General features: G+C 64.0%; 19 protein-coding genes. 6 read left to right on the top strand and 13 right to left on the bottom strand.

The window, feature by feature from the left end; all coding sequences use genetic code 11:
- Positions 1-3: 3 nt before the first annotated feature.
- From ACNFBR_RS03925 to ACNFBR_RS03910, 4 genes are read right to left on the bottom strand one after another with little or no spacing between them, the layout of a single operon-like run.
- Positions 4-1,452 (bottom strand): GspE/PulE family protein, encoded by a 1,449-nt coding sequence (locus tag ACNFBR_RS03925; protein WP_416734025.1) that lies wholly within the window; start codon positions 1,450-1,452, stop codon positions 4-6.
- A complete protein-coding gene (gene gspD, locus ACNFBR_RS03920; RefSeq protein ID WP_416733749.1) occupies positions 1,452-3,206 on the bottom strand; it encodes a type II secretion system secretin GspD in 1,755 nt (584 codons plus the stop codon). The genes ACNFBR_RS03925 and gspD overlap by 1 nt, the downstream gene beginning before the upstream one ends.
- 3 nt (positions 3,207-3,209) lie before the next feature.
- Positions 3,210-3,635 (bottom strand): pilus assembly protein PilZ, encoded by a 426-nt coding sequence (locus ACNFBR_RS03915; RefSeq protein ID WP_416733748.1) that lies wholly within the window; start codon positions 3,633-3,635, stop codon positions 3,210-3,212.
- Positions 3,632-5,272, bottom strand: coding sequence for a lipoprotein UxpA (locus tag ACNFBR_RS03910; RefSeq protein ID WP_416733747.1), 1,641 nt, complete (start codon positions 5,270-5,272; stop codon positions 3,632-3,634). Before ACNFBR_RS03910 ends, ACNFBR_RS03915 begins: the two co-directional genes overlap by 4 nt.
- A 224-nt stretch (positions 5,273-5,496) precedes the next feature.
- Here ACNFBR_RS03910 and ACNFBR_RS03905 point away from each other — a divergent pair, with 224 nt between their 5' ends.
- A complete protein-coding gene (locus ACNFBR_RS03905; RefSeq protein WP_416733746.1) occupies positions 5,497-7,572 on the top strand; it encodes a PhoX family protein in 2,076 nt (691 codons plus the stop codon).
- Positions 7,573-7,704: 132 nt separating this feature from the next.
- Here ACNFBR_RS03905 and gspK read toward each other — a convergent pair whose 3' ends face one another.
- Complete coding sequence (gene gspK, locus ACNFBR_RS03900) at positions 7,705-8,670, bottom strand: type II secretion system minor pseudopilin GspK (protein ID WP_416733745.1); 966 nt, start codon at positions 8,668-8,670, stop codon at positions 7,705-7,707.
- A 145-nt stretch (positions 8,671-8,815) separates the two neighbouring features.
- On the opposite strand from gspK, the gene tatA reads away from it, so the two are divergent.
- From tatA to tatC, 3 genes are read left to right on the top strand one after another with little or no spacing between them, the layout of a single operon-like run.
- Entirely contained in the window at positions 8,816-9,031 is a 216-nt protein-coding gene (gene tatA, locus ACNFBR_RS03895; protein WP_416733744.1) for a twin-arginine translocase TatA/TatE family subunit, read from the top strand.
- Entirely contained in the window at positions 9,031-9,321 is a 291-nt protein-coding gene (gene tatB / locus ACNFBR_RS03890; RefSeq protein ID WP_416733743.1) for a Sec-independent protein translocase protein TatB, read from the top strand. Before tatA ends, tatB begins: the two co-directional genes overlap by 1 nt.
- Positions 9,318-10,079 (top strand): twin-arginine translocase subunit TatC, encoded by a 762-nt coding sequence (gene tatC, locus ACNFBR_RS03885; RefSeq protein WP_416733742.1) that lies wholly within the window; start codon positions 9,318-9,320, stop codon positions 10,077-10,079. Before tatB ends, tatC begins: the two co-directional genes overlap by 4 nt.
- Positions 10,080-10,181: 102 nt before the next feature.
- On the opposite strand, the gene ACNFBR_RS03880 is transcribed toward tatC, so the two are convergent.
- Both ACNFBR_RS03880 and purL read right to left on the bottom strand, forming a co-directional pair.
- Complete coding sequence (locus ACNFBR_RS03880; RefSeq protein ID WP_416733741.1) at positions 10,182-10,493, bottom strand: NGG1p interacting factor NIF3; 312 nt, start codon at positions 10,491-10,493, stop codon at positions 10,182-10,184.
- Between the two features lie 3 nt (positions 10,494-10,496).
- Positions 10,497-14,396, bottom strand: a complete 3,900-nt coding sequence (purL, locus tag ACNFBR_RS03875) for a phosphoribosylformylglycinamidine synthase (RefSeq protein ID WP_416733740.1) — start codon at positions 14,394-14,396, stop codon at positions 10,497-10,499.
- A 495-nt stretch (positions 14,397-14,891) separates the two neighbouring features.
- On the opposite strand from purL, the gene mltF reads away from it, so the two are divergent.
- The gene (gene mltF, locus ACNFBR_RS03870) at positions 14,892-16,349 is read left to right on the top strand and encodes a membrane-bound lytic murein transglycosylase MltF (RefSeq protein ID WP_416733739.1); all 1,458 of its coding nucleotides are present in this window, start codon (positions 14,892-14,894) and stop codon (positions 16,347-16,349) included.
- A gap of 153 nt (positions 16,350-16,502) precedes the next feature.
- On the opposite strand, the gene tadA is transcribed toward mltF, so the two are convergent.
- Positions 16,503-16,982, bottom strand: a complete 480-nt coding sequence (tadA, locus tag ACNFBR_RS03865) for a tRNA adenosine(34) deaminase TadA (RefSeq protein ID WP_416733738.1) — start codon at positions 16,980-16,982, stop codon at positions 16,503-16,505.
- The gene (locus ACNFBR_RS03860) at positions 16,982-18,364 is read right to left on the bottom strand and encodes a multicopper oxidase family protein (RefSeq protein ID WP_416733737.1); all 1,383 of its coding nucleotides are present in this window, start codon (positions 18,362-18,364) and stop codon (positions 16,982-16,984) included. The genes tadA and ACNFBR_RS03860 overlap by 1 nt, the downstream gene beginning before the upstream one ends.
- Positions 18,365-18,555: 191 nt before the next feature.
- Between ACNFBR_RS03860 and ACNFBR_RS03855 the strand changes: the two genes are divergently transcribed.
- Positions 18,556-21,489 carry a dermonecrotic toxin domain-containing protein gene (locus tag ACNFBR_RS03855; RefSeq protein WP_416733736.1) on the top strand — a complete coding sequence of 978 codons (2,934 nt, stop codon included), beginning with the start codon at positions 18,556-18,558 and terminating at the stop codon, positions 21,487-21,489.
- Between the two features lie 63 nt (positions 21,490-21,552).
- Here ACNFBR_RS03855 and guaA read toward each other — a convergent pair whose 3' ends face one another.
- The 4 genes from guaA to ACNFBR_RS03835 form a co-directional block, all read right to left on the bottom strand.
- Positions 21,553-23,130 (bottom strand): glutamine-hydrolyzing GMP synthase, encoded by a 1,578-nt coding sequence (guaA, locus tag ACNFBR_RS03850; RefSeq protein ID WP_416733735.1) that lies wholly within the window; start codon positions 23,128-23,130, stop codon positions 21,553-21,555.
- Positions 23,131-23,208: 78 nt separating this feature from the next.
- On the bottom strand, positions 23,209-24,678 hold the full coding sequence (guaB, locus tag ACNFBR_RS03845) for an IMP dehydrogenase (RefSeq protein WP_003255025.1): 1,470 nt from the start codon (positions 24,676-24,678) through the stop codon (positions 23,209-23,211).
- An 86-nt stretch (positions 24,679-24,764) separates the two neighbouring features.
- Positions 24,765-25,322, bottom strand: a complete 558-nt coding sequence (locus ACNFBR_RS03840; protein ID WP_416733734.1) for a sugar ABC transporter ATPase — start codon at positions 25,320-25,322, stop codon at positions 24,765-24,767.
- Positions 25,323-25,369: 47 nt separating this feature from the next.
- The gene (locus ACNFBR_RS03835) at positions 25,370-26,125 is read right to left on the bottom strand and encodes a sulfite exporter TauE/SafE family protein (RefSeq protein WP_416733733.1); all 756 of its coding nucleotides are present in this window, start codon (positions 26,123-26,125) and stop codon (positions 25,370-25,372) included.
- Between the last annotated feature and the right edge of the window lie 75 nt (positions 26,126-26,200).

The following is a 26,200-nucleotide window of genomic DNA, read 5'->3' as shown; positions in this document are numbered from 1 at the left end:
GCCTTAGCCCTGCACCACACGCAGCACTTCGGCCAGGCTGGTTTCGCCACGGGCCAGGCAAGCGCTGGCCATCACCACCAGGCTTTGCCGGCGCTCGACCAGATAATCCTGCATGGCCAGTTCGCTGGCGCCGTCATACAACAGGCCAATCAACCCGGCGTCCAGTTCGATGAATTCGTACAGGCCCAGGCGGCCGACGTATCCGCTGCCCTGGCACTGCTCGCAGCCGACTGCATGGTAACTGCTGTCCAGCGCAGCCAGCTCTGGCCACAGGTCTCGCTCGGCCGGCTGCAGTGGATGCGCCACGGCACAGCTGCACAGGCGCCGTACCAGGCGCTGGGCCAATACGCCGCGCAGGCACGAGGCGATCAGGAACGGTTCGATGCCCATGTCACGCAACCGGGTCACCGCGCCCACGGCGCTGTTGGTGTGCAGGGTCGACAGCACCAGATGGCCGGTGAGGCTGGCCTGCACGGCGATCTGGGCGGTTTCCTGGTCGCGGATTTCACCGAGCATGATCACGTCCGGGTCCTGCCGCAGGATGGCGCGCAGGCCGCTGGCGAACGTCAGCCCGGCGCGCGGATTGATGGCGGTCTGGCCAATGCCGGCGATGGCGTATTCCACCGGGTCCTCGACGGTGAGAATGTTGCGGCTGCCATCATTGAGGCTGTTGAGGCTGGCGTACAGGGTGGTGGTTTTGCCCGAACCGGTCGGCCCGGTCGACAACACGATGCCGTTGGGCCGTGCCAGGCAACTACGCAGGCCCTGCAACACGGCCGCTGGCATGCCCAGGTTATCCAGCGCCAGCAAGCTGGCCTGCTTGTCGAGTACACGCATCACCACCCGCTCGCCATGGATGCCTGGCAAGGTCGAAACCCGCACGTCCACTTCGCGCCCCGCTGCGCGCAAGGTGATGCGGCCGTCCTGTGGCTGGCGCTTTTCGGCGATGTCCAGGCGGGCCATGACCTTGATCCGCGACACCAGCATGGCCGACAGCGCGCGCGGCGGGCGCAGCACCTCGCGCAGGTGACCATCGACCCGCAGGCGCACCACCAGGCTTTGCTCGAACGTTTCGATATGGATGTCCGAAGCGCGCAACCGCAGCGCCTGGCCGAACAGGCCGTTGATCAGGCGGATCACCGGGGCTTCGTCGTCGCTTTCGAGCAGGTCTTCGATGCGTGGCATTTCACTCATCAGGCTGTCCAGGTCAACCTGGTCGCCGATCCCTTCGATCAGGGCTTCGGTCGCGGCATCGCCAACCTGGTAGAGCTGGCCGAGGCGTTCGTCGAACAGCGCAGGCTCCAGGTATTCGAGCAGGCTGGGCTGGCCATGCACACGCAGCAGCTCCTGCAATTGGGCATTGTCGGCATCAGGCCGCAGCCACAGCTTCCAGCCCTGCTCCGCCGGGGCCATGGCCACCCCGCTGTGTCGTGCCTGGCGGTAAGGCAGCATCACCAGTCACCGCCTTCCAGGCGTGCGCGGCTGGAGGGGAAAACCTGCAACAGCGGCGTGCCCTCTGCAAGGTCCGGCATTTGCAGCGGCGTGGTCTGCTGCAGGGTGCGGTACTTGTCTTCGCTGAGCCCGGCCAGGCTTGGCCCGTCGCGCAGGATGCGTGGGCGGATGAACACCATCAGGTTCTGCTTGGTGTTCCTGGTGGCATCGGAGCGGAACAACCGGCCCAGATAAGGAATGTCGCCGAGCAGTGGCACCCGCTGGTTGCTGGTACTCAGCTCGTCGCTGATCAGGCCGCCGAGAATCACCAGGCCGTTGTCCTCGACCATGACCTTGGTCTTGATCTCGCGCTTGTTGGTGATCACGTCGCTGGCGGCGCTGGAGTCGGCAATCGACGACACTTCCTGGACGATGTCCAGGCGCACGCTGTTGTCGATGTTGATCTGCGGCTTGATGCGCAGCTTCACCCCGACTTCCTTGCGTTCGATGGTCTGGTACGGGTTGGCGTTGTTCTGCGTCACCGAGCCGGTGACGAAGGGCACTTCCTGGCCCACCAGGATCGACGCTTCGGCGTTGTCCAGGGTCAGCAAGGTGGGTGTGGACAACAGGTTGAAGCCGCTCTTGCCCTTCAGCGCGTTGACCAGCATGGCAAAGTTGAAGCCGCCGCCGAAATGGCCGATGCCGGCCGTGGCGCCGGCCGTTTTCGACAGCAGGTCACCCAGAGCCTCGTTGTCGCCACTGGCGGCGGCCCCGGCGATGTTGGCGATGTTCACCCCGTTGCTGCCGAAGTTGACGATGCCGGCACCGAACTTTTCGTCGGCGAACAGCCATTGCACGCCCAGTTCCTGAGCGCTGCTGTCCGATACCTCGGCGATGATCGCTTCGACCACCACCTGAGCACGGCGAATGTCCAGTTGCTCGACGATGGCGCGGTAGGCCGCCAGCTCGCTGTCGGGGCCAACCATGACCACGGCGTTGGTGCCTTCTTCGTGTTCCAGGCGAATACCTGGGCCACCGGAGGCGGCCATTACCGGCCTGTCCTTGTTCTCGCCTTCACCCGTGCCCTCAGACGGCACCGCACCTTCCTGGCTGAGCCCGCGCAGCACTTTGACCACTTCACCGGCATTGGCATGGCGCAGGTAGATCACCTGGGTACTGCCACTGCTCGGCGCCTCTTGCGGGCGGTCGAGCTGGCGCAGCAGGCTGGCGATGCGTTCGAGGTTGCTGCGCCAGTCGGTCACCACCAGTTGGTGCGCCGCCGGGTACGGGGTGATCACCCCGACCCGTGGGTCGATCAGCGGTTTGAGGATGCCCAGTACTTGTTCACTGGCGGCGTTGCGCACATTGAATACCCGGGTGGCCACGCTGTCGCTGCCCTCGCCCTGCTGCCCACCCGCCTCCACCGGCACCGGCTCCAGGCGCGCGGCCTGGTCGGGGACGATCTTCACGCTGCCGTTGGGCAGGTCGACGGTGGCATAGCCCTGGGCGCGCAGCTGGGCCAGGAAGATGTCGTAGATGGCATCGGCATCGTGCAGGTCGACGGTGCGCACGGTGACCTTGCCCTTGACCCGGGGGTCGACGATGAAGGTGGTGCCGGTGATGCGCGATACGCTGTCGATGAACTCACCCAGCTCGGTATCGACGAAGTTCACCTCGTACATCGGCGTGCCGTTGTCATCGAACACCGGCTCCTCGGCGCCGGCCACAGACAGGACCAGGCTCAGCGCGGCCGCCACGCAGTATCTAACAGGCATCGTTCATCCTTGCCGCTTGAAGCCGGTCACGGCGGGGCGTGGCGGCCAGGGCAGGCGTTCGCGCCGCCCCTGGTTGTTGAAAATCAGGCCATCGCTGTCGATGTCCTGCAGCACGATCCCCGGCGCCAGCCGCTGGCCACGGGCCAGGGTGCGTACTTGCTCGCCATAGCGCAGCACCACCACACTGGACGCCAAGGGCTGGGCCTTGAGGCCACCGAGGTATTGCAGGGGTAAGCGGGTGATGGCGATGGCGCCGTCGTCGATGGGCGCTCGCCAGGCGCCGACCATCAGCCCGGGCAGCGGGCTGTCGGGTGCCGCAGGCGCCGTGGCCGGTTGTGGTTGGCGGCTCAACTGCAGCACACACTGGGCGGCGAGCCAGCCGGCCAGGGTCAGGCCAGCGCCAGTCAATAGGCGCGCAGCAAGCTTCACGAGGCCAACTGCCGTGGGTGCCAGCCCGGATGCCCCTGTACGTAGCGCACGTCAGGCAGTTGCAGCGGTGCCAGCTGCCAGTCGGCCCGCTGCCGAGCGAGCCAGGCTTCGACCCGTTGCCACAGGGGCTCCCCAGCCTGACTGTCGAATTGCAGGCCAAAGGTGCGGCACAGGCCCTGCACCGGCTCCAGGCCAGCGATGCGTTTGCCTTGCGGGCTGTAGCTGACCTGCCAGGCCTGGTCCTGCCAGCGTGGCAGGTCCTGGCTGTTGTCCAGCAGCAGCGGGTCGCCGAACAATTGCTCCGCAGCATTCTCCAGCACTTGCTCGACCTGCCGAGCCGGTGCTTCGACCACCGGCGCGGGGTAGCCGCCGGTGAGGCTGATCAAGTGTTCGCGGGTGATGGGCGCCCCCGCGGGCAGCGGGTAGTCATAACGCAGGCCCGGCAACAGTACGGACATGCCGCTGTCGTCGGCCAGGGCTTGATGCAACAGGCGGTCCCAGCTGCCGCCTCGGGTATCGCGGCGCCACAAGGCCTGGGGAGCGCGGGCCAGCGGTTGGTCGAGCCAGGCCGCATGGCCAGCACGCTGCTGGCGCAGTTGTGCCTGCAGTTGTGAGGCACGCAGCTGCGCAGCAGGTGCCAGTTGTTGCGCAAAAGCCGGGAAGAAGCGCCCGTCGAACTGCCACAGCCCAGCCACACGCTGGCAGCGCAGGCGGAAAGCACCGCTACCCCGGCAACCGGCGAACAGCACCGGCACGCGACGCCCGCTGGCCTGGGTCACCTCGACCGGCGCCGGCCACAGGTCCTGGCCACGGGCGCACAACAGCACGTCGACCTGCGGCACCCGTTCAGCCAGCCACAGGCCAGGGCCTGTGCCCACATCGGCCATGGCCACCACCAGGTCCGCCTCGCGCCGGGCCTGCTCGAACACCGGCTGCAATGACTGGTACCACTGTTTAAGGGAGGCTTTCTGGTCCTGGGCGTAGGGGTCGGTCACGCCGACCACTGCGATGCGCGCACCGCCGCGTTCGAAGACGTGCAGGGCCTCCACGCCCAATGCCTGGCGTTGCGCGTCCGCCAGCCCGGCACCCAAGGTAACGGCGCTGGCCTGGCGATAGAGCCCTGGGCTGCGTTGGGGCCAGAGCACGCGTTCATCGCTGCTGACCCGTGCTTCGATGCCCAGCAGTTGGCTGCCTTGCACACCGCTTTCACCCTGGGTCAAGTAAGCCAGGCCACTGCCGTTCCAGCCCTGGCCGTTTTCCAGGGTCAGGCTGTTGCCCGCACCGGCCTCGCCGCGCAGTTGCTCCAGCAACGCCGCCAGCACAGCATAACCACCCAGCGGGGCGGAAGCCGCCTGGTTGGCATCGAGCAGCGGCGCCAGTTGCGGGTAGGCGATGCTGGCGCTGCTGCCGGTCATCCATGGCGCGCGGCCCAGGTGGCTGACCGGCCCCAACCGGGTAGCAGGCACCACGGCCAGGCCTGGCTGGCGGGCATCGAGGGTATCGGCCACGTACAGCACGTCGAAATGGGCGTTGCCGCCCTGCTGCCCTGGGAAGGCAGTGCAGGCGCCGAGCAGCGGTGCCAAGGCACCGATACCCATCCAGCCGATCACTTCGCGCCTGTGCACACTGCTCGCCATCGCACCCGCCATCCTTTTCCGCGTTCATTCAGGGCCCCGGATGTTGCGGCGTTGGCATTACAGTTTGATGGCAGAAATCCGACAGCAATTCCAATTTGATCTGTAGGCCGCGAATTTAAGAACCGGCAGTTTTAAAAGCTCGTTAACATTTCTGCCAAAGAATCATCACACTTGCGCCTTAAAGTCGCGGTTTCCTCCAACTCAGCCAACATAAGGACACCCTGATGAGTCGAGATACCGGCGACAACCTGGACCGCAACCAAAGCGGCAACCTGCCGATGGCCAACGTCATGGACGCCTACCTGAGCCGCCGCAGCGTGATGCGCGGCAGCCTGGGCGCCGCCATCGCCATGATCGCCGGTACCGGCCTGACAGGCTGCTTCGACGGTGGTGGTTCCGATCACGATGATCCGGTCACCGAGCCACCGGTGACCGAGCCGCCCGTTACCGAGCCGGAAGTGCCGAAACTGGCGTTGGGCTTCCAGTCCATCCCGGGTTCGCGTACCGACGCCTGTGTCGTCGCCGCGGGCTATAGCGCCTACGTGCTGGCGCCTTGGGGCACGCCGATCAACAGCAACGGCAGCCCATGGAAGTCCGACGGCAGCAACACCTCGACCGACCAGGCCAACGCCATGGGCATGCACCATGACGGCATGCATTTCTTCCCCATCAACGGCAGCTCGGAAGACGGCCTGCTGGCGATCAACTTCGAATACATCGACACCGCCGCCCTGCACCCGGCCGGCCCGACCACCGATGTCAACGGCAAGCGCCCGGCCGAAGAAGTGCGCAAGGAAATCAACGCCCACGGTGCTGGCGTGGTACGCCTGCAAAAAATCAGTGGCCGTTGGCAGGTGGTCGACAACGACCCGCTGAACCGCCGCTTCACCACCGCCTCGCGCATGGAAATCACCGGCCCCCTGCGCGGCACCGAGCACGTCAAGACCAAGTACTCCAGCGCGGGCACCCACTGCCGTGGCACCAACAACAACTGCGGTAACGGCTATACGCCATGGGGCACCTACCTGACCTGCGAAGAGAACTGGCCTGGCATCTTCGTCAACAAGGGCACCCGCCCCGAAGACCAGCGCCGCATTGGCGTGGGCACCTCCAGTGGCCAGTACAAGTGGGAAAGCGCTGCCGGTGACAGCAGCGAAGTGGCCGACGAATTCGCCCGTTTCGACGTGACCGTCAAGGGCGCCAGCGCCACCGACGACTACCGCAACGAAGCCAGCACCTACGGCTACATCGTCGAGATCGACCCGTACAACAGCAGCACCCTGGCCACCAAGCGCACCGCCCTGGGCCGTTTCCGCCACGAGGGCTGTGCCCCGGGCCTGCCAGTCGCGGGCAAGCCGCTGGTGTGGTACATGGGTGACGACTCGAACAACGAGTACCTGTACAAGTGGGTGTCCACCGCCGTGTGGGACGCCGCCGATGCCAACCCAGCCGACCGCCTGGCCACCGGCGCCAAGTACCTCGACCAGGGCAAGCTCTACGTGGCCCGCTTCAATGCCGACGGCACCGGCGTATGGTTGCTGCTGGACGTGGCCACCGCCACCAAGGGCGGCAGCACCCTGGGCGCGCTGTATGGTGACCTGCCCGGCATCATCCTCAACACCCGTGGCGCTGGCGATGCCGTGGGTGCAACGCCGATGGACCGCCCGGAATGGACCACGGTCAACCCGCTGAACGGCGACGTGTACCTGACCCTGACCAACAACAGCGCGCGTACCCCGGACAAGGTCGATGCGGCCAACCCACGAGGCCCGAACCGTCACGGCCACATCATTCGCTGGCACGACAGCGACGACCAGCTGAGCTTTACCTGGGACATCTTCGTGTTCGGCGCCAACGCCGCCGGTACTGCCGACATCAATCGCTCCGGCCTGACCGAGCTGAACCAGTTCGCCAGCCCCGACGGCATGAGCTTCGATAGCCGTGGCATTTTGTGGTTCGAGACCGACAACGGCGAAAGCACCTTGACCGACTACACCAACGACCAACTGCTGGCGGTGATCCCCACCGACCTGGTGGATGCCAGCGGCAAGCAGGTGCCGGTGAATGCCCAGAACCAGGTGGCCCTGCGCCGCTTCTTCGTCGGGCCGAACGAGTGCGAGGTGACCGGGATTTCCTTTACCCCGGACAACAAGACGCTGTTCGTCAATATTCAGCACCCGGGGAACTGGCCGTATACCGACAAGGCCACCGATGCTACGCCGGCTGGAGCCACGGTAAGGCCGCGGGCTGCGACGGTGGTGATTCAGCGTAATGATGGTGGGGAGATCGGTACCGTCTGATCGTCCGGCGTACAGGGGCCGCTTTGCGGCCCATTCGCGGCACAAGGCCGCTCCTACAGGGGTTACGCGATCCTTGTAGGAGCGGCCTTGTGCCGCGAATGGGCTGCACAGCAGCCCCGGCACTCTCAAGCCCTACCAGGCCATCGGCTCCCGGCTACGCACCCGCACCTGCTGCGCCGGCACCCGGGCATGCCATTGCACCACCCCCAGCGCCTCCACTTGGAATTCGCTGCGCATCACCCGCCCCTCTTCCTCGAACGACAGCTGCAACAGGAAATACCCACTGTTGAGCAGCAGCCCTTCGCTCAGCCGTTCGAACGTTTCATCGTCCACCGCCCCCAGCGCCTGGCGCAGCGCGGTCGCATCCACGTACCCCGACGCCGGCCGGCCGCTGATGATGCGGCTGAGCAATGCACGCGGGTATCGCCCTTCGTACAGCGCCTCCAGCAGCGGCAGATGCTCCAGCCCCAACGCATTGGCGTTCAGCCGCCAGCCAGTGGTCTGCGGCAAAGCGCACAGCATCGGGTAACGGCCCTGGCGGCTGGCATCGGGCTCCAGCAACAGGTTCAGCTCGCTGGTGTCGAGCATCGGCTGGTTGGCCGCCAGCCGTGGAGTTTGCTGACGCAGGTACTGGGCGCTCTCGGCACCCTGCAGGCGGGTATCGCTGTCGGCATCGAGCCAGTCAGCCAGGGCATCGACCAGGCGTTCGGCGGCCATGTCGTCGCCCAGCAGGTAACGCAACTGATGCTCGGCACGTTCGCCATCGGCCCCCAGCAACGCATTGACGTTGAAGCAGGTGTGCTGGTCGATTACCCGCAACTGCGCCTGGCCAGCGCCAAAATCGTAATTCAGCGGCTGCCCGCGCAAGGCTTGCCAGAACAGTGGGCTAAGCCGCCAGTCTGGGTCGCGCAGGGCCTGCTCGGCATAGGCGAGGCCCGCCTGCTCCATGGCCCGCACCTGTACCCGCTGCTGCAGCAGGCGCACCTCGTCAACCTGGCGCCGGCCATCTTCCACCAACCAGGCCATGCCCGCCGCCAGCATGGCCAGCACCACCATCACCATCAGCAGGGCCGCCCCCTGCTGTTGCCTGCCGCCCATCCGTGCGTGCCTCGCTTGCGCAATGAAAACGCCAGTCAACACGCCGTGTGTTGCAGGTAGATGGCAATGCCCGTTCGTCATGTGCATGTCATCAAGACGATGCAGGATTGCCCTTCCTTTTCATGACCTTACAGGAGTGGTCGCAATGGGTGGCATTGGAATCTGGCAACTGGTGATCGTACTGCTGATCGTGTTCCTGCTGTTTGGTACCAAGCGCCTCAAGGGCCTGGGCAGCGATGTGGGCGAGGCGATCCAGGGTTTTCGCAAGTCCATGGGCGGTGACAATGACACCAGTACACCAGGCGAGGCCCCGCTGACCGGCCAGGCCACGCAGCAGCCGCAAGCGGACCGTCAGGCCTGATGTTCGAGGTAGGCTTCAGCGAGTTGTTGCTGGTCGGCGTCGTCGCCCTGTTGGTGCTAGGCCCGGAACGCCTGCCGGTAGCAGCACGCACCCTTGGCCGCGGCTTGGGCCAGGCGCGCCGGGCCATGCACGCCTTGCGCACGCAGGTGGAGCGCGAAATCGAGCTGCCCAGCCTCGACAGCGCACCGTTGCAGCGCCTGGAGCAGGAGATCCGCCAGGGCATCAGCCTGAATACCGAGCCGGCCAATGATGCGGCTACAGTCGCGCTAGCCAAGGAAAACGCCTCATGAGCAGTGCCATGCAGACGACGGCCAGCATGCCGCTAACCGAACACCTGCGCGACCTGCGCAAACGCCTGGTGCGTTGTCTAGCGCTGGTGGCCTTGGTGTTCGCCGGCTTGTTCCCCTTCGCCCAAACGCTGTACACGCTCATCTCCGAGCCGCTTCGGCGCTTTTTGCCGGAAGGCGCGAGCATGATCGCCACCAGCGTCACCTCGCCGTTTCTGACGCCGTTCAAACTGACTGCGATGTGCGCCCTGTTCGTGGCCATGCCGCTGCTGCTGCACCAGGCCTGGGGCTTTCTGGCGCCGGGGTTGTACCGCCGTGAACGGCGCATTGCCCTGCCGCTGCTGGTGTCGAGCATCGTGCTGTTCTATGCCGGCATGGCGTTCGCGTTTTTCCTGGTGTTCCCGATGATGTTCGGCTTCTTTGCCAGCGTGACGCCGGACGGCGTGGCGATGATGACCGACATCAGCCAGTACCTGGACTTTATCCTGGCGCTGTTCCTGGCGTTCGGGTTGGCGTTCGAGATCCCGGTGGCGACGTTCATCGTGGTCTGGGTGGGGTTGGCCGATGTGGCCACACTGCGGCGCAGCAGGCCCTACGTGATCGTCGGGTGCTTTGTGGTGGGGATGATCTTGACGCCGCCGGATGTGTTTTCGCAGACGATGCTGGCGGTGCCGATGTGGATACTGTTCGAGGTGGGGTTGCTGGCTTGTGCCTGGTTGAAGCGGCCGGGGCCTGGCAGAGAGATCGTGGCTGGATCGTAGGGCCTCTTCGCGGGCACGCCCGCTCCCACAGGAATCGCACAATATTTATGTGTTGTGCAATACCTGTGGGAGCGGGCGTGCCCGCGAAAGCCTTGATGCGGTCTAGAACTCGGCGAGCTGCCAGACTTCATAGGCTGGCGTCTCGTACGGGTGGCTCTGCTTCAGCGCAGCGACGACCTGGGCTACCAGCCCGTCAGCCACCACCAGCTCCACCTTCCACTCTTCCACCACCTCGACCTGGCCTGTTTGCCCGAGGAACGGCTGGCTGCCGTGCAACGGGCGGAACTGGCCCTGGCCCAAGGTTTGCCAGGCGCAGTGGTCATAGTCGCCGATGCGCCCGCCGCCGGCGGCGAACACAGCGGCCTTGACCACTTCCACGTGGCTGGCGGGGACGAAGAAGGCGAGCTTGTACACGCCTTAGTTCACCCACACCCGTGCGTTGCGGAACATACGCATCAGTGCGGCATCTTCCTGCCACTCGTCCGGGCGCCAGGAGTTCTGCACAGCGCGGAACACACGCTCCGGGTGCGGCATCATGATGGTCACACGGCCATCGCGGCTGGTCAGGCCGGTGATACCACGCGGCGAGCCGTTCGGGTTGGCCGGGTAGGCTTCGGTGACCTTGCCGTGGTTGTCGACGTAGCGCAGCGCCACGCAACCGGACAGGTCGGCAGCCAGCAGCGCCTCTTCGCTGGCGAATTCGGCATGGCCTTCACCGTGAGCGATGGCGATCGGCATGCGCGAACCGGCCATGCCCTGCAGGAAGATCGAGTTGGACTTCTGCACTTCGACCATGGCCACACGCGCCTCGAACTGCTCCGAGCGGTTGCGCACGAAGTGCGGCCAGTGCTCGGTGCCCGGGATCAGCTCGTGCAGGTTGGACATCATCTGGCAACCGTTGCACACGCCCAGGGCGAAGCTGTCGGTACGCTCGAAGAAGGCCTGGAAGGCGTCGCGGGCGCGGCTGTTGAACAGCGCCGACTTGGCCCAGCCTTCACCGGCACCCAGCACGTCGCCGTAGGAGAAGCCACCGCAGGCGACCAGGCCCTTGAAGGTTTCGAAGTCGACGCGGCCAGCCAGGATATCGCTCATGTGCACGTCGATGGCGGCGAAACCGGCGCGGTCGAAGGCAGCAGCCATCTCGACCTGACCGTTGACGCCCTGCTCGCGCAGGATGGCCACTTGCGGGCGCACGCCTTTCTTGATGTACGGCGCGGCGATGTCGTCGTTGACGTCAAAGCCCAGCTTGACCGACAGACCTGGGTTGTCTTCCTCGAGCAGCAGGTCGAATTCCTGGTCGGCGCAGTCGGCGTTGTCGCGCAGGCGCTGGATCTGGTAGCTGGTCTCGGCCCACTGGCGCTGCAGCATGCGGCGGTCGTCGTCGAACAGCACCTCGCCGTTCAGGCTGATGGACACTTCACCGTTGTTGACCGGCTTGCCGATCACGGCCACGCAACCTTCACCCAGGCCAGCGGCGCTGAACTGTGCCAGCACGTCCGGGGTGGCATCCTGGCGAACCTGGATGACCGCGCCCAGTTCCTCGTTGAAGAGGATGGCCGGTACGTCGCCTTTGCTGTCGGTCAGCGGGTCGAGCTGCAGGTCGAGGCCGCAGTGGCCGGCAAAGGCCATTTCCAGCACGGTGGTGAGCAGGCCGCCGTCGGAACGGTCGTGGTAGGCCAGCAGGTGGCCGTCGGCGTTCAGGCCCTGGATCACGGCGAAGAAGGCCTTGAGGTCTTCGGCGTCGTCGACGTCCGGTGCCTGGGCCGCGATCTTGCCGTAGGTCTGCGCCAGGATCGAAGCGCCCATGCGGTTCTTGCCACGGCCCAGGTCGATCAGGATCAGGTCGGTCTCGCCCTTGTCCATGCGCAGTTGCGGGGTCAGGGTCTTGCGAATGTCGGTCACCGGGGCGAAGCCGGTGATGATCAGCGACATTGGCGAGGTAACGCTCTTCTCGACGCCCTCGTCGCTCCACTTGGTCTTCATCGACATCGAATCTTTGCCGACCGGAATGGTGATGCCCAGTTCCGGGCACAGCTCCATGCCGACGGCCTTGACGGTGTCGTACAGACGGGCGTCTTCACCTGGGTGGCCAGCGGCGGACATCCAGTTGGCCGACAGTTTGATGTCGGACAGCTTGTCGATGCGCGAAGCAGCCAGGTTGGTGATGGTCTCGCCGATCGCCATGCGGCCGGACGCCGGGGCATCCAGCAGTGCCAGCGGGGTACGCTCGCCCATGGCCATGGCTTCACCGGTGTACACGTCGAAGCTGGTGGCGGTGACGGCGCAGTCAGCTACCGGAACCTGCCACGGGCCGACCATCTGGTCGCGGGCAACCAGGCCGGTGATGGTGCGGTCGCCGATGGTGATCAGGAAGCTCTTGCTGGCCACGGCCGGGTGGTTCAGCACACGCTGGACGGCGTTGTCCAGGTCCAGCTTGCTCGGGTCGAAGTCATCGCCCAGCTCGGCTTCACGGGTAACCGAGCGGTGCATGCGTGGCGGCTTGCCCAGCAGCACGTCCAGCGGCATGTCCACCGGGGTGTTGTCGAAGTGGCTGTCGCTGACGGTCAGGTGCGGCTCTTCAGTCGCTTCGCCCACTACGGCGAACGGGCAGCGCTCACGCTCGCAAATGGCCTTGAAGCGCTCGAAGTCGACGGCGCTGACAGCCAGCACGTAACGCTCTTGCGATTCGTTGCTCCAGATTTCGTGCGGGGCCATGCCCGGCTCGTCATTGGGTACGTTGCGCAGCTCGAAGCGGCCACCACGGCCACCGTCGTTGACCAGCTCAGGGAAGGCGTTGGAAATACCGCCGGCGCCCACGTCGTGGATGAAGGCGATCGGGTTGGCGTCGCCCAGCTGCCAGCAACGGTCGATGACCTCCTGGCAACGGCGTTCCATTTCCGGGTTTTCGCGCTGTACCGAAGCGAAGTCCAGGTCAGCCGAACTGGCACCGGTAGCCACCGACGAAGCGGCGCCGCCGCCCAGGCCGATCAGCATGGCCGGGCCACCGAGCACGATCAGCTTGGCGCCGACCGTGATTTCGCCCTTCTGCACGTGGTCTTCACGGATGTTGCCCATGCCGCCGGCGAGCATGATCGGCTTGTGGTAGCCGCGCACTTCTTCGCCGTGCGGGGTGTTGATGGCCTGCTCGAAGGTACGGAAGTAACCGGTCAGGGCCGGGCGACCGAATTCGTTGTTGAACGCCGCGCCGCCCAGAGGGCCTTCGATCATGATATCGAGGGCGTCGACGATGCGTTCTGGCTTGCCATAGGCCTGCTCCCACGGCTGTTCGAAGCCTGGGATACGCAGGTTGGACACGGTGAAGCCGGTCAGGCCAGCCTTGGGCTTGGCGCCACGGCCGGTAGCACCTTCGTCGCGGATTTCACCGCCGGAGCCGGTCGACGCGCCGGAGAACGGGGCGATGGCGGTCGGGTGGTTGTGGGTTTCCACCTTCATCAGAATGTGCACCGGCTCCTGCACCGCGCCGTACTGGCGGGTTTCAGGGTTCGGGAAGAACCGGCCGGCCACGTTGCCGACGATGACCGAGGCGTTGTCCTTGTACGCAGACAGCACACCTTCGTTGTGCATCTGGTAGGTGTTCTTGATCATGCCGAACAGGCTTTTTTCCTGCGCCTGGCCATCGATGTCCCAACTGGCGTTGAAGATCTTGTGGCGGCAGTGCTCGGAGTTGGCCTGGGCGAACATCATCAGTTCGATGTCGTTCGGGTTGCGCTTAAGGCCCTGGAAGGCATTGACCAGGTAGTCGATTTCGTCTTCGGCCAGGGCCAGGCCCAGGTCGATGTTGGCCTTGGCCAGCGCTTCGCGACCACCGCCCAGGATGTCGACCGAAGTCATTGGCTTGGGTTGGGCGTGGCTGAACAGGTCGGCGGCCTGCTCCAGTTGGCCGAGCACGCGCTGGGTCATGCGGTCGTGCAGCTCGGCGGCGATCAGCTCGGCGTCAGCGTCGCTCAGGGTGCCGGCAACGTAGTAGGCGATGCCGCGCTCCAGGCGCTGGATCGACTGCAGGCCGCAGTTGTGAGCGATGTCGCTGGCCTTGCTGGCCCACGGCGAAATGGTGCCCAGGCGCGGTACCACCAGGAACAGGCGGCCAGTCGGCTCCTGTACCGGCACGCTCGGGCCGTACTTGAGCAGACGCCCCAGCACCTGCTGCTGGTCGGCGGTCAGCTCGCCGTCGACATCGGCGAAATGGGCGAATTCGGCATACAAACCAGTAACAGCGGGGACTTTCTGGCTCAGTTGCTCGAGTAATTTACCGTGGCGAAAGGCAGAAAGGGCAGGAGCGCCGCGCAGGATCAACATCGTCGGGACAGCCTCAGGAAGGGGTGTGCTTAGAGGCCGTGCATTCTAGCCTATTTCGATGGCTTTCGGCACCTGCTCTAAGCCACGGCTGCCGGGCGGCGGAACCGGACTTGCGGGTCAAAAATTCAGGTATTCGCCGTTGCTAGCCCGGCGCCTGTGAGATCGAGCGCCGCCCGCGCGGCGCATCGCGAGCGAAGCTCGCTCCTACATTTGTTTCGGGCCAGTAATTCCCGTGGGATTTGCGCGCGAACGCCTTGGTGCATGGCTCGATAGCGCGTCGTACAAACAAGGCGTTCGCGCGCGTCTGTAACAGGCGTTACTGGCCTGAAACAAATGTAGGAGCGAGCTTCGCTCGCGATGCGCCGCGCGGGCGGCGCCCGATCCCACAGGCGCCAAACCTCCATAGGCAGGCACCCACACCACAGAAACCGCTACCAGACAAGCTAACCGTTGTCGAGATATGGTTGGGCCAGTCCTTTGCGTATACTGCAACCTATGTTCGCCCACACTGCTTTGCGCCAGCGTTGCGCCAAATGGCTTCTCGCAACCGGACTCTTTCTGCTGCTCGGTGCCTGCGTTGAAAAACCCAGCACCCTCGAGCGCGTGAAGGAGGACGGCGTGCTGCGCGTAATCACCCGCAACAGCCCGGCCACCTACTTCCAGGACCGCAACGGCGAAACCGGCTTCGAATACGAGCTGGTCCAGCATTTCGCCGAAGATCTCGGCGTAAAGCTGCAGATCGAGACCGCCGACAACCTCGACGAACTGTACGACTCCCTCGGCAAGCCCTCCGGCCCGGTGCTGGCCGCGGCCGGCCTGGTCAGCAGCGAGCGGCGCAAGACCCAAGTGAAGTACTCGCACCCGTACCTGGAGGTGACCCCGCAGGTCATCTACCGCAATGGCCGCCCGCGCCCGACCAACGCCAAGGGCCTGGTCGGCAAGAAAATCATGGTACTCAAAGGCAGCAGCCATGCCGACCTGCTGGCCGAGCTGAAAAAGCAGAACCCTGGCCTGGAATATGAAGAATCCGACGCCGTCGAGGTGGTCGACCTGCTGCGCATGGTGGATGAAGGGCAAATCGACCTGACCCTGGTCGACTCCAACGAACTGGCGATGAACCAGGTGTACTTCCCCAACGTCCGGGTTGCCTTCGACGTGGGTGATACGCGCGACCAGCGCTGGGCCGTGGCGGCAGGCGAAGACAACAGCCTGCTCAACGAAATCAACGAGTTTCTCGACAAGGCGCAGAAGAATGGCACCTTGCAGCGCCTGAAAGACCGCTACTACGGCCACGTCGACGTACTGGGCTATGTCGGTGCCTACACCTTCGCCCAGCACCTGCAACAGCGCCTGCCCAAGTACGAAAAACACTTCAAGAGCTACGCCAAGGTCGAGCAAGTGGACTGGCGCCTGCTGGCCGCCATCGGCTACCAGGAGTCGATGTGGCAGCCGGAGGTCACCTCCAAGACCGGCGTACGCGGCCTGATGATGCTGACCCAGCGCACCGCCCAGGCGATGGGTGTTTCCAACCGCCTGGACCCCAAGCAGAGCATTCAGGGTGGCGCCAAGTACTTCATGAAGATCAAGGAAGAGCTCGACGATAGCATTCAGGAGCCGGACCGAACCTGGTTCGCCCTGGCTGCCTACAACGTGGGTAGCGGCCACCTGGAAGACGCGCGGACCCTGGCCAAGCGCGAAAAGCTCAACCCGAACAAATGGCTGGACGTGAAGAAGATGCTGCCGCGCCTGTCGCAGAAGCAGTGGTACCGGCAGACCAAGTACGGTTATGCCCGTGGCGGCGAGCCCGTGCACTTCGTGGCCAACATTCGCCGCTACTACGACATCCTTACCTGGGTGACCCAGCCGCAGCTCGAAGGCCAGGTGGCCGAGGGCAACCTGCATGTGCCTGGGGTGAACAAGGACAAACCGGCGGACCAGTCGCCGCCGATGTAAATGCCATCGCTACCCTCAAGCCTGCTGATCTCCTGTGTAGGAGCAGCCTTGTGCTGCGATGAGGCCCTCCAAGTTACAGTAAAGTGTTGCCCAAACCGGCCTCTTCGCAGCACAAGGCTGCTCCTACACAGGTAATCGCGCTTGTCTTGAGAGTTAAGCCTTGGCCCGGCGGGCCTTGAAGAAGTCGCTGAGGATCTGCCCACACTCCTGCGCCAGCACCCCACCCTCCACCATCACCCGGTGGTTCAGGAACCCTTGGCCGAAGAACTGCCCCTGGCTCTGCACAATCCCCGCCTTGGGCTCCAGCGCGCCAAACACCACACGCATCACCCGCGAATGCACGATCAGCCCTGCACACATGCTGCACGGCTCCAGGGTCACGTACAGGGTACTGCCAGGCAGCCGGTAGTTGCTGGCCGCTTTCGCCGCAGCGCGAATGGCCACCATTTCGGCGTGCGCACTTGGGTCGCTGTCGATGATCGGCCGGTTGAAACCTTGGCCGATCACCTGACCATGCTGCACCAGCACCGCACCCACCGGCACCTCGCCCAACGCCGCGCCCTCGGCCGCCAGGGCCAGGGCCAGGCGCATGAATTCCTGATCGCGACTGCGATCGATGATCTGCGGGCGCATCAAACCACCGCGATCGCGGCCATCAAGCCGGTTTCCATGTGGTCGATGACGTGGCAATGGAACATCCAGGTGCCTGGGTTATCCGCCACCAGTGCAACCTGGGCGCGCTCGTTCTTGCCCAGCAGGTAGGTGTCGGTGAACCACGGTTCCTTGATGTCGTGACGGTTGGAGCCGATCACCTTGAAGCTCATGCCATGCAGGTGGATCGGGTGCTGGTACTGGGTCATGTTCTTCAACTCGAAGATGTAACTCTTGCCCTTCTGCAGCGTGGCGATGGGGCGGTCGGCGCAGGTCTTGTCGGTGATGTCCCAGGCCTGGCCGTTGATCTGCCACATGCTCGACGGCTTGTCGGGGTCAGGGGTAACCGTGACGTTGGCCGCCCACTCGAAATTGAAGTTGAGCTTTTCGGCATTCGCCAGATCCGGCTCGGCGATCGGGTTGGCCGGCAGCGCTGGCGGCCAGTCGCTTGGCGCGTCATTGCTGGCCACTGAACGCAGCGTCCCCAAGCGCACGAAACCGTCGCGCAGGGAGATCTCCTCACCCGCTTCGGGAATACGGATAGCCAGGCAGATGCGCATGCCCGGGCCGAGCCAGTAGTCGTCTTCCAATGGGCGCGGGGTCACCGGGTTGCCGTCGAGTGCATAGATTTTCGCCTCGCAGTCGCCCTTGAGGTTGAGGCGGTAGGTCCAGGTGTTGTCCAGGTTCAGCAGGCGTACCCGCACCACTTGGCCGGCCGGCAGCTCGGTGACCGAATTGGCCTGGCCATTGATGGTGATCAAGCGCCCGGCGGTACCATTGCGCGCGGCCTCGCGCGGGATGCTGAAAGGCAGCCAGGCGCCCTGCTCGTCCACGTGCCAGTTTTTCAGGCTTAACGTGCGCTCATGCTGGAAACCGGTCGGCTCGCGCTCCTCGACGATCAGCGGGCCGACCAGACCACGCCCCAACTCTTCGGAGCTGCTGACATGCGGGTGATACCAGTAGCTACCGGCGTCCGGCACGCGGAACTTGTAGTCGAAATACTCGCCCGGCTTGACCGGCAGCTGCGAGACATAGGGCACGCCGTCCATTTCCAGCGGCAAGCGGATGCCGTGCCAGTGGATGGTGGTCTCGACCGGCAGGTGGTTGATGAAACGCACCCGCAACCAGGTGCCCTGGCGCACACGCAGCTCGGTACCTGGGGCCGAAGGGCCAAACGCCCAGGCCTCGGTCTTGAAGCCGGGCACGAGCTCGACGTCCAAGGGCGCTGCGATCAGCTCGTAATCATGCCCGGCGTTGTCGTCTTCGACCTTGCCCAGCCAGTAACGCGCCGCACCACCGGCGCCCAGGCCAACCACAACCAGGCCGGTAAGACCTTTGAGCATTTGTCGACGGGTGAAGGACATCGGTGCGGGTACCTCGTGTTCTGCGCAATCAGCCTGCCAGCAGGGCTGGCGATGAAGGGCGAATACGATACACCTGCAAGTGAGAAATATTAAGTGAAGTGTTGTCGCCGCCCTTTCAAAGCGATATGTACCGCTACCTGCAGCCGCCTCCAATGCAGGCTCGACCCCTCACCCTCGTCGAGTAAATACCCATGGATTTCTCCCCCCAGCACCAGGAAACCCTCCAGCAGCTTCGGGAAATTGCCGCCCCCCTTGTTGCCGCCTGCCCAGACATGCGCCAGATGGCGCGCGATGCTGCCATTTCCATTCTGCTCAAGCACCACCAGGTACAACTGGATCCTGACCAGGTTCACCTCAACCGTTTCAACACCGCAAAGAGCAGCCCACGGACATTCAGCGGTTGGGAGCACTACGAGACACCCGCTCAATCGCTGACCCTCCCGCAGTTGGTCATGCACCGCTTCGACGTCCATGACCAGGACAATGCCGACTTGCTCAGCTATCTCACCGGTTTCTACAAGGACGGGGCGGACAAGCAGGTATTCGACGAGCACAACGAAATCCCTATCGCCCCTCAGGATGTGCTTCAAGACTTCTGGGAGATCGACTTCTGCGGCGAATTCCACAAGCGCCTGGATGATTTCTGGCAGCGGTATGCCGACGACTATCGCACCCTGGCCAAAGTCAACTTTCTCGCCAAGGTGCTGGAGGTAAGCGCGGACGCCGGCCACAGCGAGCTGGCCAGGCGCGCCCGCAAGGTCGCCACCGCGCTGACTGGGGCAAGCAGCTGGCCACCGAACCTTGAACAACTGCAACAACAGACCACGCCGGCCGCTGGCTACCGCGTTTGTACCTTCGATATCGGTGGCCATCTGGCCACGGACATCCTCCGGGTCGAGATGGAGGATGGCTACCAGTTGCTTTATACACCGGGAGAACTTGAGGCCCTGCACCTGTTTCGCAACCGCAGCGAGCTCTACTGGTGGGTTCTGTCGAACACCAACCAGGCCGATAACCGGGCGCGCTTCATGGGGCACTTCTCGCTCGACACCCTCGACCAGAAAGGCAGCAGTGTCGGCCTCAACGCTATGATCGACCTTCTGTTCTTCAACTGGGGCGGCAACGACCACCAGTGCCTCAATCAGCTCGACCGGACAGTTTCAGGTGACGCATTCAGCCATTTGCGAGATTGCGCACACACGCGCATGACCCACGATGCGAAGTTCGCCCTGCGCTCCAATGCCGACCTGCGCAAGCAACTATGGATCGGCTACCTCAAGGCCTTCGGCGAGATTGTCGGCCCCATGGCTGCCGTGTCCTGGCCCATCGCCCTGGCGGTGGTGGGCGCGGGCCTCGCGGAGACCGGCCTGAGTATCGATCAGGCGATCAATGGCCATACCACCGCCGAGCGCAGGCAGGGGGTGATTGGCGCCGTGCTGGCCGCCATCGGTACCCTGTTCGACGCGACCCTGCTTGCGGGTTCGGCGGGCGACCCTCTGGAGGAGCTTGGCAACGCCGAAACCACGCTGTCGGTCGAGCCAGATGAAGCATCGTACACCGCCGAAGAGACTGAGCCAGCAACGCCAGCCGAGGTCGCCACCTGGGTCCCGGAACCGCACCGACCTGTCGATCAAGGCACCCTGCTAGCGCCTTTCGAAACCAACGAAATACTGGTCGGTAATGCTGGTAGCGGCCCCCTGGAAGGTATCTATACCCACAACGGCAACTTTTACGCCTTGATCGACGAACTGCCCTACCAGGTTCGCTTTGTCGCGCAAATGAACAGCTGGGTAGTCGTGGACCCGCAGAACCCGTTTTCTTTCTACCGCAACGTCCCTATCCGCCTGGGCAATGATGGGCAATGGCAGCCGCTCGAGCGCCCCGGCTTACGCGGCGGCATGTTGCCGCGCAAGCTGCTGGCCCGCTGGGGCAGGGTTTCCGGAGCCAGCGCGGCCGAACTGCCCGACAGCCCCTACGAAATTCCCCGGGCCATGCGCAGCGCCTTGAAAGCCGCCGCTCAAGGGGACGAGGACCGAGCACTGAGCGGCATTTTTGCCGACATTGATCCGGTAGCCAATGAACCCTACGTCGAGTTCAGGAGGCGGCGCGATGCCTTGGCCACTGACGCCAGCCAGTTCTTCGAAAAGGCGCAGTTACCACCTCGCCCCGTGCTGCCCGAGCTGCCCCGCGAGTCGTCCCCAAAACAGATCATCCGTAGCCTGTATCAGCGCAGCCACGGCCTGGTAGTCGGTGAAAGCCATTCGCAACTGGGCAGCAAACGCTTTCTGATCGACAACATGGCGCTGCTGAAAAAACAGAAGGTCAGCGTGTTGTACATGGAGCATTTTCTCACGGACTTCCAGCAGGCGGATCTGGACCTGTTCAATCGCACCGGGCAAATGCCCAAAGACCTGGAGACGTATGTGACGATCTTGGACGGAGGGCACTGGACCGACCCTGCTAACCGCTACACCTTCAAGCAAGTAATGATTGCCGCCCAGAAACAGAACATCCGCATCCAGCCCATCGACTGCCTGGCCAGCTACCGCCAGGCTTGGGAGCGCAAGCCATCGTCACGGATTCGGCAAGAGATGATGAACTACTTCGCGCACCTGACCATCGACGCCGACCAGGCCACCCGCGGCCCCGGCAAGTGGCTGGCACTGGTGGGCAGTACCCACGCGAATACCTTCGAAGGCGTGCCCGGGCTGAGCGAATTGCAAGGCGCTATCGGGCTGCGCTTCGAAGACATCGAAATCGGCAAAGTGGGCGGTATAGACGTCGACCCAGGACGCACGATGGCCAGAGACGATCTCACTGTGCAACACGTTCAGAGTGACTTGCGGGTACAGGTTGCGATAGCCCAGAAAGCGATGGGCAGCGGCAACCTGGAATCAGCGCTGGTGAACAAGGGCAGCTTTACTTTCAGCGACCACGACGGCCAACTGAACCTGGTCCATCGAAGCAACGACGGGCAACTGAAGTACACCCCAGTGCACCAGGACGGGCGTTACATCTACATCGAAAAGGCTGACTGGCCATGGATCAGCGGACGTCGCCTGGACGGCCTGGAGCAGTTGAGCGGCGCCTTGTCACGCCGCGGTTTGCAGCATGTATGCCTTTGAACCGCGAGCATAATCTGTAGCCAGATACGACAAGGGCGCCTTGCGGCGCCCTTGTGGCTCAACTCATTCCCACTCGATGGTGGCTGGCGGCTTGCTCGACACGTCGTAGGTAACGCGCGAGATACCGTCGATTTCGTTGATGATACGGCCGCTGACGGTTTCCAGCAGCTCGTACGGCAGGTGCGCCCAACGCGCGGTCATGAAGTCCACGGTCTCGACGGCACGCAGGGCCACGACCCAGGCGTAGCGACGGCCATCGCCAACCACACCGACCGACTTGACCGGCTGGAACACCACGAACGCCTGGCTGGTCTTGTGGTACCAATCGGCCTTGCGCAGTTCTTCGATGAAGATGTGGTCGGCGCGACGCAGGATGTCGGCGTATTCCTTCTTCACTTCACCGAGGATACGCACGCCCAGGCCCGGGCCCGGGAACGGGTGGCGATAGACCATGTCGTACGGCAGGCCCAGCTCCAGGCCAATCTTGCGCACTTCGTCCTTGAACAGTTCACGCAGCGGCTCGACCAGCTTGAGGTTCATTTCCTCCGGCAGGCCACCGACGTTGTGGTGCGACTTGATCACGTGGGCCTTGCCGCTCTTGGCGCCCGCCGACTCGATCACATCCGGGTAGATGGTGCCCTGGGCGAGGAACTGGATGTTCTCCAGCTTGCTGGCTTCGGCATCGAAGATGTCGATGAAGGTGCGGCCGATGATCTTGCGCTTCTTCTCTGGGTCGGCTTCGCCTTCCAGGTTGTCGAGGAACTGCTTTTCAGCGTCGGCACGGATCACCTTGACGCCCATGTTCTCCTTGAACATGGCCATTACCTGGTCGCCTTCGTGCAGGCGCAGCAGGCCGTTGTCGACGAATACGCAGGTCAGCTGGTCGCCGATGGCGCGGTGCAGCAGCGCGGCAACCACCGAGCTGTCGACGCCGCCGGACAGGCCCAGCAGGACGTTGGCCGAACCCACTTGCTCACGCACTTGGGCGATGGCGTCTTCAACGATGTTGGACGGGGTCCACAGGGCTTCACAGCCGCAGATGTCCTGCACGAAGCGGGACAGGATGCGACCGCCCTGCTTGGTGTGGGTCACTTCCGGGTGGAACTGCACGCCGTAGTAGCCGCGAGTGTCGTCGAACATGCCGGCGATCGGGCAGCTTGGGGTGCTGGCCAGTACGTGGAAGTTGCCCGGCATCTGGGTAACCTTGTCGCCGTGGCTCATCCACACGTCCAGGCCCAGCACGCCGTCGTCGTCGACGTGGTCTTCGATGCCGTCGAGCAGGCGGCTCTTGCCGACCACGTCTACGCGGGCATAACCGAATTCACGCAGGTCGGAACCTTCGACCTTGCCGCCCATCTGCTCGGCCATGGTCTGCATGCCGTAGCAGATGCCCAGCACGGGTACGTTCAGGTCGAACACGGCCTGCGGCGCGCGCGGGCTGTTGGCTTCGTGAACCGACTCGGGGCCGCCGGCGAGGATGATGCCGCGCGGGTTGAATTCGCGGATCGCTTCATCGTCCATGTCGAATGGGTGCAGTTCGCAGTACACGCCGATTTCGCGCACGCGGCGGGCGATCAGCTGAGTGTACTGGGAACCGAAATCGAGGATCAGGATGCGGTGAGCGTGAATGTCGAGGGCCATGACTCAATCTCGTCAGTGGAAATCGGAAACGACGCGGGGCTGTCGTGACAGCCCCGCTTGCTGATGTTGCTAGAAGCCTCAGCCTACGCGGTAGTTAGGGGCTTCTTTGGTGATCTGCACGTCATGCACGTGGGACTCGGCCATGCCGGCCCCGGTGATGCGCACGAATTCCGGCTTGGTGCGCATCTCTTCGATGGTTGCGCTGCCGGTGTAGCCCATGGACGAACGCAGGCCGCCCATCAGCTGGTGAATGATCGCGGCCAGGGCGCCTTTGTAAGGAACGCGGCCTTCGATGCCTTCCGGTACCAGCTTCTCGGCGCCGGCCGAGGAGTCCTGGAAGTAACGGTCGGAGGAGCCTTGCGCCTGTGCCATGGCACCCAGCGAACCCATGCCGCGGTAGGCCTTGTAGGAACGGCCCTGGAACAGCTCGACTTCACCCGGTGCCTCTTCGGTACCGGCGAACATCGAACCCATCATCACGCAGGAAGCACCGGCAACGATGGCCTTGGACAGGTCGCCGGAGAAGCGGATACCGCCGTCGGCGATCAGAGGCACGCCAGTGCCTTCCAGTGCGGCGGCGACGTTGGCGATGGCGCTGATTTGCGGCACGCCGACACCGGCAACGATACGGGTGGTGCAGATGGAGCCTGGGCCGATGCCGACCTTGACGGCGTCAGCGCCCGCTTCGGCCAGGGCCTTGGCTGCGGCGCCAGTGGCGATGTTGCCACCGATCACTTGCACTTGCGGGTAGGTTTCCTTGACCCAGCGCACACGGTCGATCACGCCTTTGGAGTGACCGTGGGCGGTGTCGACCACGACCACGTCAACGCCGGCGGCCACCAGGGCAGCAACGCGCTCGCCGGTGTCCTTGCCAGTGCCGACGGCGGCGCCGACGCGCAGGCGACCTTGGTCGTCCTTGCTGGCCAGCGGGTAGGCCTTGGCCTTTTCGATGTCCTTGACGGTCATCATGCCCTTGAGGTTGAACTTGTCGTCGACGATCAGGACTTTTTCCAGGCGGTGCTTGTGCAGCAGCTCGCGGACTTCGTTCTTGTCGGCGCCTTCGCGGACGGTGACCAGGCGCTCTTTCGGCGTCATCACGTCGCGCACTTTGGCATCCAGACGGTTTTCGAAGCGCACGTCACGGGAGGTGACGATACCGACCAGGTCGCCGTTGGCCAGCACCGGAACGCCGGAGATGTTGTTCAGGCGGGTCAGCTCGAACAGATCGCGCACGGTGGCGTCGGCGTCGATGGTGATCGGGTCCTTGACCACGCCAGCCTCGAACTTCTTGACCTTGCGCACTTCGCCGGCCTGCTGTTCGATGGTCATGTTCTTGTGGATGATGCCGATGCCGCCTTCCTGGGCCATGGCAATGGCCAGACGCGCTTCGGTCACGGTATCCATGGCGGCGGAAACCAGCGGAATGTTCAGCTCGATGCCACGGGTCAAACGGGTCTTGAGACTGACTTCATTAGGCAGTACCTCGGAATAGCCAGGTACAAGGAGGATATCGTCGAAGGTCAGGGCTTCTTGGCTGATACGCAGCATCGCGGGGGCTCCCGGGCGGGAAAAATGGAAGCGCGCCATTATACTCATGCACGGCGCGCCGCTCAATGCAAAATAAGGGCCTTCGGTCAGCCTTGTGGCAGTTTTACCTGTACCACCGTCACCGGCTGGTCGAGCCAGTCGGCGAAGCTGTCGAGAAAGGCCGGGGTGAACCCGGCCTCGCCCCAGTTGTTGAAGATGAACCCCAGGTTGGAAAAGGCACATGGCTGCAGGTAAATGAAGCCATTGATGTCATCTTCGAAGCCGCACAGCGGGCAGGTGAAGTTGTCGCTCACTGCCGGCATCCACTCTTCCAGGCTTTCGAACAGCGGCTCGCCCACCTCGCGCCGGCACTCCGGGCAACCGGCTTCTTCGAGGAAGCCCTCGGTGGGGGTGTAGATGCAGCGTTTAAGCATCACTTCCAGGCCGTTCACCTGCTCGCCGAAGGGCAGTTTTTCCGGGTGCAGGGCCACTTTGCGCGCCCCCGCAGCCAGGGCATGGCCCATGCGGTTGCCGGTGCGGCCACAGGTGGTGAGCTGCTCCTCGACGACTTTCTCGCGCACCAGCCAGCGCAGAATGGCGCGGGCGCGGGCCTCGTGCACTGGGACGGTAGACAGTTTGGGAACGATGATGCTCTGGGTGTTCATGAACGGGACAAGCCTGAAAAACCGCGGTAATGACGCAATTCTACCGCTCAGGCGCTCAGGTAGCGACCGATCAACGCCAGGCCGCTGGCCAGCACCAACCAGGTGACCAAGCGCACGAAGGCTTCACGGGACAGCCGGCTGGTCAGGCGGCGCCCTACCCAGAGACCGACGAACATGACGGGCAGCAAGCAGGCGGCGAGCAGCAGCAGGCCTTGATCGGCATAGACGCCAGCGATCAGGAACAGCGTCAGGCGCACGACCGTGCTGCAACTGATCAGCGCGCTCTGGGTCGCACGCACCTGCTCCTTCACGTCCAGCCGAGCGCTCAGGTAGAGGGCGTACAAAAACCCGCCGCTGCCGAAAAGGGCACCGAACAGGCCACCTGCCGTTCCCATCGGCACGGCCCAGAGCCCGGACAAGCGGGCGGGCCGCACCTTCACCGCCAGCCCGTATAGCGCGTAGGCCGTGACGAACACGCCCATCAGCAGCAATAACAGGTCGGATTTGAGCTGCAGCAGGAACACCACGCCCAGCGTGCAGCCCACGGCCATGAACGGCAGCAGGCGCAGCAACTCGCCCCGCACCACATCGCGGCGCGATGGCAGCAGGTTGCCGAACGCGGCGACGAAGTCCAGCAACACCAGCAACGGGATGATCCGCGACAGCGGCATGAAGTGGATCAGCACCGGGCCGGCCACCAACGCGGTGCCGAAACCAGCGATACCAAAGACGATGTAGGCGATACCGACACCGAGCAGGATGGGTAGCCAGTCAAGGCCGGAGAACGACAATTGGGCAAGCATGGCAGCAGTTCCTGGGAAGACAGGCAAAGGTTAGCCAGGCACGAGAGATGCCGACTAATATGCCTTTATCGCCAA

The organism is Pseudomonas sp. NY11955 (genome assembly GCF_048068035.1).
Classification (GTDB): Bacteria; Pseudomonadota; Gammaproteobacteria; order Pseudomonadales; family Pseudomonadaceae; genus Aquipseudomonas.
This window is presented reverse-complemented; position numbering and strand designations above follow the sequence as displayed.